This window comes from Novimethylophilus sp., from assembly GCF_036504375.1.
Lineage (GTDB): Bacteria > Pseudomonadota > Gammaproteobacteria > Burkholderiales > Methylophilaceae > Novimethylophilus.
The window spans coordinates 20555-29527 of sequence record NZ_DASXVH010000016.1 but is presented as its reverse complement, the minus strand read 5'-3'; the positions used below and the strand labels follow the sequence as shown (position 1 = coordinate 29527).

6 protein-coding genes and 1 pseudogene are annotated in these 8973 nt (G+C 58.1%); 3 read left to right on the top strand and 4 right to left on the bottom strand.

Annotated features, from left to right (window positions below):
- Positions 1–139: 139 nt before the first annotated feature.
- The 4 genes and pseudogenes from VGK14_RS01500 to VGK14_RS01485 form a co-directional block, all read right to left on the bottom strand.
- On the bottom strand, positions 140–1933 hold the full coding sequence (locus VGK14_RS01500; RefSeq protein ID WP_331507152.1) for a long-chain fatty acid--CoA ligase: 1794 nt from the start codon (positions 1931–1933) through the stop codon (positions 140–142).
- A 9-nt stretch (positions 1934–1942) separates the two neighbouring features.
- Entirely contained in the window at positions 1943–2683 is a 741-nt protein-coding gene (locus VGK14_RS01495; RefSeq protein WP_331507156.1) for a pseudouridine synthase, read from the bottom strand.
- A 165-nt stretch (positions 2684–2848) separates the two neighbouring features.
- Positions 2849–3355, bottom strand: a complete 507-nt coding sequence (locus VGK14_RS01490) for a peroxiredoxin (protein ID WP_331507151.1) — start codon at positions 3353–3355, stop codon at positions 2849–2851.
- A gap of 144 nt (positions 3356–3499) precedes the next feature.
- Positions 3500–3959, bottom strand: a pseudogene (locus tag VGK14_RS01485) (YaiI/YqxD family protein).
- 210 nt (positions 3960–4169) lie between these two features.
- Here VGK14_RS01485 and VGK14_RS01480 point away from each other — a divergent pair.
- Genes VGK14_RS01480 through VGK14_RS01470 form a run of 3 tightly spaced genes read left to right on the top strand, consistent with a single transcriptional unit; the run spans position 4170 to position 8882 of the window.
- Positions 4170–5210 (top strand): extracellular solute-binding protein, encoded by a 1041-nt coding sequence (locus VGK14_RS01480; RefSeq protein ID WP_331507150.1) that lies wholly within the window; start codon positions 4170–4172, stop codon positions 5208–5210.
- A 4-nt stretch (positions 5211–5214) separates the two neighbouring features.
- On the top strand, positions 5215–8088 hold the full coding sequence (locus VGK14_RS01475) for a bifunctional diguanylate cyclase/phosphodiesterase (protein ID WP_331507148.1): 2874 nt from the start codon (positions 5215–5217) through the stop codon (positions 8086–8088).
- Positions 8085–8882 (top strand): RNA methyltransferase, encoded by a 798-nt coding sequence (locus VGK14_RS01470; protein WP_331507146.1) that lies wholly within the window; start codon positions 8085–8087, stop codon positions 8880–8882. The genes VGK14_RS01475 and VGK14_RS01470 overlap by 4 nt, the downstream gene beginning before the upstream one ends.
- The last annotated feature ends 91 nt before the right edge of the window (positions 8883–8973 follow it).

The window sequence follows — 8973 nt, the reverse complement described above, 5'->3', positions numbered from 1 at the left end:
CAGCAAAGGTTCGATGATGTTCCATAATTCGTCGTCCACCAGTGGCTTCGGCATGGCTCCTCCTTCGGCTTTATTCCAGAAGGTTATCGGCCAACCCGCGCCACTGTTGAATCTTGTCTCCTCATTTTGTTAGACGCTCTTAGAAGCTGGAAAATCCTTCGTACAATTTCAGGTACTCCTGCCGGTAGCGCTCCAGCACATGGGTGCGTTTCAGTTTCAGCGTCGGTGTCAGCAGGCCGTTTTCTATCGTCCATGGCTCGGTCAGCAGGCAGGCCCGGCGGATGCGGGTATAGCCCGGAAATCCAGGCATCTGCCGCGCCATGCGAGCCAGGGCAAAAGCCCTTCCTTGCGCCGAGTCCGGCGATTTTTCCGCGGCGGCCTGCTCCCACAGTTCCCGGTTGAGCACGGCGAAAACGCCGAGACAGGGCTTGCCTTCGCCCACCACCATGACCTGCTCGAACAAGGGGTCGCGCAGGATCGCGGTTTCCAGGTCAACCGGCGGCACTTTCTCGCCGTTGGACATGACGATGATTTCCTTGATGCGGCCGATGATGGTTAGATGGCCGTCACCATCGATGTGCGCGATATCGCCGGTATTGAGCCAGCCGTCTTCCATCAGGATTTCCCGCGTGGCTTCGTCGTTGCGCCAATAGCCCCGCATGATGCCGGCGCCGCGGGCGAACAGGATGCCGTTTTCGTCCAGCTTGACTTCGACCCCGGGAATAGGGGGGCCAACGCTGGCGGGTTTGTTCCGTTCGGCGCGGTTGACGCTGACCACGGGGCCGGCTTCGGTGAGGCCATAGCCTTGCAGGATCGGCAAGCCCAGCCCGATGAATATGCGCGAAATCTCCGGCGACAGCGCCGCGCCTCCGGAAAGCGCCATGCGCAGCCTGCCGCCCAGGCGCGCCATCAATTTTCTCGCCACCAGTCGCTGCAATAACGGCCACAGCAACAGCGAAGCCTGCCACGCGGCGCGACCCTGCGCATATTCGAAACGGCGGTAACCCACCTCTACGGCAAAATCGAACAAGCGGCGCGCCATTGGCGTGCCGGTTTGCAGCTTGTTGCGCAAGCCGGCATAAATACGCTCGTAAATCCGCGGCACGGAAATCAGCAGCGTAGGGCGCACGGTGGCAAAGTCTTCGTGCAGCTGTTGAAACGAGCGCGCGAAGCCGACCATGGCGCCCGCCATGACCGGAATGTAATAGCCGGCGGTGCGTTCCAGCATGTGCGAAAGCGGCAGGAAGGAGAAAAACACATCGGTGGGCAGCACATCAAAGGTTTGCAACGAATTCCAGGCATTGCTCAGCAGGTTGCGATGGCTCAGCATCACGCCCTTGGGGCGCCCGGTGGTGCCCGAGGTGTAGACGATGGAAGCCAGACGTTCCGGGTCGGCCAACCGGTGGAGAAAATCGTCGCCGGCCTCAGGCACCCATGTGTCCATGTCATGCAGGCGGGGATCGTGCGCATCCGCGGGGAGCGGGTGCATGGTGACGACGGATGCCAGCGCGGGCAACTCGGCAGCTGCCTGGTCAATCGGATGCCAATGCTCGGCGCTGGCTATCAATAGCAGCTTGGCTTCCGCATCCTGCAGCACGTACGCGACATTGTCGGGACGATCGGCAGTATATAGCGGCACGGTCACCAAACCCAGTCCCAGCGCGGCCTGATCGAACATCACCCAGGTCGGGCTGTTCTTGAACATGATCGCAACCCGGTCTCCGGGTTGCAGGTTTTCGCGCTGCAGCGCCGCCTGCCAGCGCGCGATTTCGGCTACCATGCCGGCCCAGGTCAGTTTTTTCCAGGCTTGGGCATGCTCGTCAAAAAAGCGATAGGCCACTGCATCCGGCGAGCGCCGCGCGCGTTCGTGGAAAAGGCCATCCAGCGTGAGGGCCTGTTCAGGAGAAATGCGGGCTTGGCGATGGGAACTCACGTTAGGTTATTAGAACCGCTCGTCCTCGCGCAGGTAGCGCCACTGGCCGGGCGGAAGATCGCCCAGCATGACTTTGCCGATGCGGATGCGCTTCAAACCGGTCACTTTCAGGCCGACCATTTCGCACATGCGCCGGATCTGGCGTTTTTTGCCCTCGCGCAGCACGAAGCGCAGCTGGTCTTCGTTTTGCCATGATACCTTGGCGGGTTTCAGCGCTTCGCCGTCGAGCGACAGCCCGTGGTTGAGCAAGCTCATGCTGCGTTCGCCGAGCTTGCCCTGCACCCGCACCAGATACTCCTTGTCGATGGGAGAGTCTTCGCCGATCAGTTGCCTGGCGATGCGTCCGTCCTGGGTCAGCACCAGCAACCCGGTCGAGTCGATGTCCAGCCGGCCGGCCGGAGCCAGCCCCTTGGCCTGCATGGGATTGAAGCGCTGCAGAGACTTGTCCTCAAGCCAGCGCGTGTCGGCGGTGAACAGCACGGCGGCGGGTTTATACCCTTGTTCCGCCTGCCCGGAAACATAGCCCACCGGCTTGTTGAGCAGAATGGTGACGCGCGCCTGCTGGCTGGTCTGCGCGGCCTTGTTGAGGGTGATTTTTTGCGACGGATAAATCCTGGTGCCGAGTTCGGCTACGCGCTCGCCGTCGACATACACCCAGCCGCGCTCGATATAGGCGTCCGCTTCGCGGCGCGAGCACAGGCCTTGCTGCGACATTAGCTTGGAAAGACGTACTTTTTCATTACTGGTCATGGCAAGGAAAGAATTATCCACGGGAACTGATGCCCGATTATATCTTTCCTGGCCTTGGTTGGATTTTAATAGGCAAGCCAGTGGCGGAAGTGAACGGAGTGTCGCGGCGGGACGCCGCGAAGGGAGCGCTGCGGCTGCGGAATCACCCGCAACCGCAGCTTGGCATTACAACTGCGCCAGAATGGCCTCGACGTTGGAAACCTCGAATTTACCGGAAGCCTCGATGCCAAGGTATTTCACCACGCCGTCATCGACGATCATGCCGAAGCGGTAGCAGCGGACCCCCATGCCGTTGGCGGTAAGGTCGCGATCAAGGCCGAGTTTTCTGGCGTAGTCTGCGCTGCCGTCCGCCATCATGCGCACCTTGCCGCCGGCTTTTTGCTCGCGGCCCCAGGATGCCATCACATAGGCATCGTTGACCGCCATGCACCAGACCTCATCCACGCCCCTGGCCTTGAGTTCGTTGTAATGCTCGACAAAGCCCGGCAAATGCTTGACGGAGCAGGTCGGCGTAAACGCACCTGGCACACCGAAAATCACAATTTTCCTGCCCTTGGCCTGATCGGCCACGGAAACCGGTTGCGGATTGAGCGGGCAGCCATTGGCGGGATCGAACTCGGTGCTTTCGGTCAACGTGCCTGCCGGCAATTTTTCTCCAACCTGGATAGTCATGGCATCTCCTCATGGTTATGGCTAAGAATGGGGGAGAGGATTGCATAACCGGGGTGGGATGTCAAAAATAAGGCTTAAAACCTCTTATTTTTCATGGTCTTGTAAGCGATGACTTTTTAAGTCATGCCGGTAACTGAAAGGCGCTCAGGCAAACGATGAGCCATGCGTTGCCAGGAACCTGTCCAGCTGGTTGGCGAAAGTCTGGCGGTCTCCCTGGCTCAATACCGGCGGTCCGCCGGTCTGCACGCCGCTGCTACGCAGACTGTCCATGAAATTGCGCATGGTGAGGCGCTCTTCGATGTTTTCCTTGCTGTAGAGCTCCCCGCGCGGGTTCAGCGCATGACCGCCTGCAGCGAGCACCTGGGCGGCCAGAGGAATGTCCGCAGTGATTACCAGGTCGCCGGGCTCAACCGATTGGGTGATTTTGTTATCCGCTACATCGAAGCCGTGCAGAACCTGAATGGAGCGTATATAGGGCGAGGGCGGAACCGCGCAGCGTCTGGTTGGCGACCAGCGTGAGTTGGATATGGGTGCGCTGCGCGACGCGGAATAGAATTTCCTTGATCACGTTGGGGCAGGCGTCGGCGTCGACCAGAATTTGCATAATGTATTATCGTAGCGGGTCGGGTAGGATAATATCAACCCGGAACCCGGATGTCGTCCGTCCAGAACGGACTATTACAATAAAACGCTACTTGACGGGCTAGTACCGGAACGGTCTAATCCAGCGAAAACACTAACTGCCGCACGCCATCAAACGCTATGGCGTGCGGTTTTCCAGAGAGTGTATCCCAGCCATGCCCACATGCTTCATATGTCATTAAAATTTGCTTTCCTGGCTTGTGCGCTCGCGGCATTGAGCCTAGCGGTGTCCCGGCCTGCTTGCGCCAGGGAGTCGTTGCGGGTCGTGGCATGGGATGGCTACGCCGATGCGGATATCGTCGCCGAGTTCGAGCGCCGTTTCAATGCCGATGTCGAGGTGACTTACGTCAATTCGGACGACGACCTGTGGGACAAGATCAACGGCAACAATGGCGGCGAATATGACGTATTTGCGGTAAATACGGCAGAGCTGCAGCGTTATATCGACAAGCGCTTGAGCGTGGCTATCGATATCAATGCGATCGGAAACCATGCTCGTCAATTGCCGCGCTTTCAGCATCTTGAGGCGATTCCCGGCCTGGTCCGCGACGGCAAGGTATATGCCATCCCTTATGCGTATTCGGAAATGGGATTAATCTACAACCGCAGGGAAGTCAAAAACATTCCGCAATCAATGGCCGAAATGTGGAACCCGGAATACCGCGGCCGCGTGTTGGCCTACAACACCAGCAACCATAATTTTTCGATAGCGGGCTTGCTGCTGGGAAGTGGCAACCCGTTTCGCTTGAGCGATGCCGAGTTCAGCCTGGCGGCGAAGCAACTGGTGAAGTTGCGGCGCAATGTGCTGACTTTCTACACCTCGCCGGAAGAGGCGGTAAAGCTGTTTTCTGGCAACAAAATTGCGCTGGTGTTCGGCAATTACGGAACCCAGCAGGTCAAGGCTTTGAAAGAAGCGGGAGCTGACATCGGCTACGTCATCCCGCGCGAGGGCGCTCTGGCCTGGCTGGATTGCTGGGCAGTGTCCCGTGGCGCAAAAAACCGGAAACTTGCCGAAATGTGGATTAACTACATGCTCGAGAAAAAGGCGAGCGACAGATTGACCGCTGGGCACGGACTGGCCAATACCGTTACGCTTTTCCCCACCAGCCGGCGCAACGACAAGATCATCTGGCTGGAACCGGTGGAAAATCCTGCCAAGCGAAAAGCGTTGTGGGATCGCATAATGTCCGGCGAAACCCTTGCGGCATTTTAATTAGATGCGATTGAGCATAGGCATCAAGCTCGGTTTCTGGCTGGCGCTGCTGGGCGCCTTATCCACCGGCCTGACCGGATATTATGTCTACGACCAAAGCCGCAGCCTGCTCATCGAGTCTTCAAAGGACAAACTGCTTACCGCGACCCGCGTGCTGGCTTATCGCTTCACCGACGCGCTGGCCGGTATTTCCAGCGATGTGAAACTCATTGAACTATTGCCGATGGTGCAAAAGATCAGCGGCTCCCATCTCACCGCCGATCAACAGGGCAGCGAGAAAAGACAACTGGCGCAAGTGTTCGAGGGGCTGCTGGCTGCTCATCCCGAATATTCGCAGATACGCCTGATAGGCGCCCAAAACTACGGGAAAGAGCTGGTGAGGGTCGACCGGGCCGATGACGGCATCAAAGCCATTACCGGCGACGAGCTGCAGGAAAAAAGCCATTTCCCTTATGTTTTTAAGACCTTGCGTCTGCCGCGTGGGCAATTTTACATTTCGGAAATCAATTTGAACCAGGAGCAAGGCGCACATCACGGTTTCGGCAAGCCCACGATCAGAATAGCTACGCCGGTTTACGCCGGGGATGGAGCCGTGTTCGGCATTGTGGTGATCAATGTCGATTTGCAGAATTTGTTCGACATGATCCGCACGGACCTTCCCCGGGACATCGATGTATTGCTGACGAACGACCAAGGGGATTATCTGATCCATCCCGACAAGTCCAAGACCTTTGGTTTTGACCATGGGCGTAAATTTCTGATTCAGGACGATCTGCCACAGACCAACAGCATCCTGAATGGAAAAGCGGACCATGCAATGTTCGAAACAGCCGCCAGCAAAGCATTCGATCGTGCGTCGCTGGCAGCGTTTATCAAGGTTCGGTTCGGCGCGCCGGCGGAGCAGCGTTTTGTCATGTTGGGACTGTATACACCGCTGGAAAATGTACTTCTGGAAACCAGGATGCTGGGTATCAATATTGTCCAGATCATGCTGTTGTTCGGCCCGGCCGCCATCATCATTGCCTTGCTGCTGGCCCGCGTTCTGACAAAGCCTTTGAATTTGATGGAAAAGTCCATAGGCGAGTTTGTAATAGGCAAACCCATAACGGCCCTGCCTGTGGAGCGCAATGACGAAATAGGCTCGCTGGCCAAAAGTTTTCTGTCCATGACCGCCAAGTTGAACGAGCAGGTTTATGCGTTGTCGAGCAGCGAAGAAAAACTGCGAACCTTGTTCGAGCTGTCGCCGCTGGGCATGACCAGAAACTCCATGGACGGGCGCTACATGGAAGCGAACAGGGCGTTGCTGGGTATGGTGGGATATTCGCTGGAAGAGCTCAACCGCATGAGCTATTGGGATCTCACCCCCGAGGAGTACGCAGAACAGGAAGCCCTGCAGCTCGAGTCGTTGAGAAATACCCGGTGCTACGGGCCTTACGAGAAGGAATATCTCCACCGCAATGGCAAGCGGGTCCCCATCCGCCTGAACGGGGTGCTGATTACCGGCGGTGACGGTGAGGATTACATCTGGTCGATTGTCGAAGACATCACGCAAAAAAAACAATCGGAAGAGCTGATCTGGACGCAGGCCAACTTTGACTCCCTGACCGGGTTACCGAACCGGCGCATGTTTCATGACCGCCTGGAACAGGAGCTAAAGAAAGCCCATCGTGCCGGTTTGCCGATGGCGCTGATGTTCCTCGATCTTGACCATTTCAAGGAAGTGAACGATACCCTGGGCCATGCGATGGGCGACCTGCTGTTAAGGGAAGCTTCGCAGCGCCTCACCGGTTGCGTACGTGAATCCGATACCGTGGCGCGATTGGGCGGCGACGAGTTTACGATTATTCTCGGGGAGTTGGAGGATATCGACAGCGTGGAGCGTGCCGCCCAGCAGATTCTGCGCAAACTGGCCGAGCCGTTCGCATTAGGGAGCGAACTGTCCTACGTATCCGTCAGCATCGGCATTACCTTGTATCCGGAAGACGCCACCGGCATCGAGGAGTTGCTGAAGAATGCCGACCAGGCCATGTATGCCGCCAAAAAGCTAGGGCGCAACCGTTGCAGCTATTTTACACTCTCCATGCAGGAGGCCGCCCAGACCCGGATGCGGCTGGCCAACGATTTGCGGGGAGCCCTGGCGGATAATCAGTTCCGGGTGTATTACCAGCCGATCGTGGAGCTGGCGAGCGGGACCATCCGCAAGGCGGAAGCGCTGATACGCTGGCAGCATCCGAAGCGCGGCCTGACCGACCCCGCCCAGTTCGTCCCGATTGCGGAAGATACCGGCCTGATCGTCGATATCGGTGACTGGGTGTTCCATGAAGCGGCCCTGCAGGTAAAACGCTGGCGTACAACACATCACACGGATTTTCAGATCAGTATCAACAAGTCTCCCGTGCAGTTTCACAGCGAGGAAAGCGCCCATGCCGCGTGGTTCTATCATCTGCGGAAGCTGGGGTTGTCCGGTCAAAGCATCGTCGTCGAAATTACCGAAGGCTTGCTGCTGGATGCCGGCCCGGCGATTACTGCGCGGTTGCTGGAATTCCGCGATGCCGGCATGCAAGTGGCGATCGACGATTTCGGCACCGGCTATTCCTCGTTGTCGTACATCAAGAAGTTCGATATCGATTATCTCAAGATCGACCGGTCTTTCGTGCGCAATCTGGCGCCTGACGCCGAGGATATGGTGTTATGCGAGGCTATTATCGTGATGGCGCACAAGCTCGGTATACAGGTGATTGCGGAAGGCATAGAGACGCCGCAGCAGCGCGATTTACTGGCCGCCGCCGGTTGCGATTACGGGCAGGGCTTCCTGTTTTCAAAACCGGTGCCTGTCGAAGAGTTTGAAATATTGCTGAAAAAAGGATGCGCCGTATGAAATCCATCAGTTCACGGGAAAACCCGTTATTCAAGCAGCTGAAAAAACTGGCGGAATCAGGCCGCGAGCGGCGCAAGGCCGATCGGACTTTGCTGGATGGTACGCATCTGCTGACGGCCTGCCTGGCAAGCGGCCAGCTGCCGGAACTGGTCGCGGTCAGCCGGGAGGCTTGGGACAAGACCGAAATCCGGGCGCTGCTGGCGCATGTTTCGGCACAACATCTGGTCGAGCTGTCGCCCAGCCTGTTTGCCGAGATATCGCCGGTGGAAAGCCCTGCCGGCCTGCTTGCGGTGATCGGGATTCCGCACCTGAAGCCGCCGGCCAATCCCGATTTCTGCCTGTTGCTGGAAGATGTGCAAGACCCCGGCAATCTGGGCGCCATTCTGCGCTCAGCCGCCGCGGCCGGGGTCCAGGCTGCCTGGCTGTCCGCGCATTGCGCCGATGCCTGGGCGCCCAGAGTGTTGCGCGGCGGCATGGGGGCGCACTTCGTGCTGGCGATCGAAGAGCGTGCGAATTTATCCGACAAGGCGGCGGCCTTCGCCGGCATGACGATAGCCACCAGCCTGGAAGCTGCCCAGTCCTTGTATGACCTCGACCTGACCGGGCCGGTGGCGTTCATGGTGGGTAACGAAGGGGCCGGGCTGTCGGCGGGATTGCTGACAGCCGCCAATACGCGGGTGCGCATTCCGATGCCGGGCAGGATCGAATCGCTGAATGCCGCCGCCGCAGCATCCATCTGCCTGTTCGAACGGGTTCGCCAGGTCGGACTCGCTTTGCCCGGCCCTCGCAGCTAGCCGGTTTTCATTGCACTGTATCAGTGCGGTAAGCGCCAATTTTTCCCCCATGAGAGAACAATCAAAATGCACAGGCTATTGCCGACCTTCA

Coding starts and splice junctions, on each gene's coding strand:
- VGK14_RS01495 (WP_331507156.1), bottom strand. CDS start 2,683: ATGACCAGTAATGAAAAAGTACGTCTTTCCAAGCTAATGTCGCAGCAA.
- VGK14_RS01490 (WP_331507151.1), bottom strand. CDS start 3,355: ATGACTATCCAGGTTGGAGAAAAATTGCCGGCAGGCACGTTGACCGAA.
- VGK14_RS01480 (WP_331507150.1), top strand. CDS start 4,170: ATGTCATTAAAATTTGCTTTCCTGGCTTGTGCGCTCGCGGCATTGAGC.
- VGK14_RS01475 (WP_331507148.1), top strand. CDS start 5,215: ATGCGATTGAGCATAGGCATCAAGCTCGGTTTCTGGCTGGCGCTGCTG.
- VGK14_RS01470 (WP_331507146.1), top strand. CDS start 8,085: ATGAAATCCATCAGTTCACGGGAAAACCCGTTATTCAAGCAGCTGAAA.